This window comes from Streptomyces sp. FH025, from assembly GCF_017427025.1.
In the GTDB taxonomy this organism is placed as follows: Bacteria; Actinomycetota; Actinomycetes; order Streptomycetales; family Streptomycetaceae; genus Kitasatospora.
Genome location: NZ_JAFLNG010001166.1, coordinates 1 through 1,312, shown reverse-complemented (window position 1 = coordinate 1,312; position 1,312 = coordinate 1). Strand labels below are relative to the sequence as shown.

Sequence of the window (1,312 nt, the reverse complement as noted above, 5' to 3'; positions counted from 1 at the left end):
CTGTTCCGTTTCCTGCTTGGCCGTGGCCGTGGCCGTGGCCGCGCCCGGTTCCCGGCGCCGCGCCGCGTCCGCCACCAGCCAGCGGCGGTGCAGCTCGATGAGTTCCTCGTCCTTCGCCCCGCAGACCCGGGCGAACCGCTCCACCGGTGCGTACTCGGAGGGGACGGCGGCGCCGTTGCAGTAGCGGTGCAGCGTGGAGGTGCTGACGTGCAGCCGGGTCGCGAGCGCGCCGTAGCTGCGGCCCGAACGCTCCTTCAGCTCCCGCAGCATCCCGGCGAACTCGTCGGTCTCCACGCCCATGCCCTGCCTCCCCCGTACCGCGGCCAGGCCCGGCTCCCCGCCGAACTCGCAGCTCACGGTACCGGCTGCCGTTCCGGGCTCCCCAATCCCGGGTGGCGGCAGGGTGGGGCTCAGAGCTGGTGGTCCGCGGCGGCCATCGAGGAGACCGCGTCGGCGACGTTCGTCCGGTACAGGCCCAGCTTCGGCTTGAGGACCTTCACGCCCTGGCCGAGCGGGAAGTTGTGGGTGTCCGCGTTGGGCATGTGGTCGCCGTCCGCCAGGACGTTCAGCTCGTCGATCCCGGCCGCCGTGCCGGTGGTCGCGCCGCCCGGGTTGAGGTCGATCACCGCGTACGCCGTCTGCCCGGCCGCGACCGGGTAGGCGGGGGCGCCGCCCAGTCCGCTCGGGACCAGCGGCCGGACGCTCTTGCTCCGGTCCTCGGCGTGCGAGTCGCCCAGGCTGACCAGCGGGTAGTAGCTGAGCCCGCAGGGGTGCGAGCCCTGGTTGTGCACCTCGATCACCCGCTGGCCGGGCGCCTCGGGACGGGCGGCCACGCGCACCGACAGGTTCTTGCTGTCGCACGGATGGGTGTAGGCGTACGCGTCGCCGTCCGCTCCCCCGGCGCCGCCGCCCTGCGACGCGCCGCCCGTGGGCTTCCCGGTGGACGGCACCGGGGCGGCCGCGCCACCGCCACTTCCCGCACCCTTGCCCGTCGCACCGGCGACCGGGGCACCGGAGGCCGATGCGGTGGGAGCGGCGGGGGCCGCGCTCCGCGTCGCCGGCTGCGACTCCTCCGCCCCCGATCCGGGCTGGCAGGCGGTCAGCGAGAGGAGGGCACCGGCGAGGACGGCCGGAACGAACAGTGCACGACGAACGGACATGACGGATCCCCGTAGCTGCGTAGGAAGGAGAGGAAGAAGGGCGTCCGGCACACCGACGGCGCCTGCCGACCACCACTGTGACCCTCCGCCCCGACCGCCCGCCAGACCTCCTCGGCCATCCGGCACGCTGGAACGCTTCCACCCCCTCCGAC

The 1,312-nt window shown here is 74.5% G+C and carries 2 protein-coding genes; both read right to left on the bottom strand.

Translation table 11 applies throughout. The annotated features are described in order from the left end of the window. The coding region (locus J0670_RS38170; RefSeq protein WP_207817358.1) for a helix-turn-helix transcriptional regulator at positions 1 to 300 on the bottom strand (300 nt) is incomplete at its 3' end. Between the two features lie 110 nt (positions 301 to 410). Next, complete coding sequence (locus J0670_RS38165) at positions 411 to 1,160, bottom strand: DUF4232 domain-containing protein (protein WP_207817357.1); 750 nt, start codon at positions 1,158 to 1,160, stop codon at positions 411 to 413. Positions 1,161 to 1,312 lie beyond the last annotated feature (152 nt).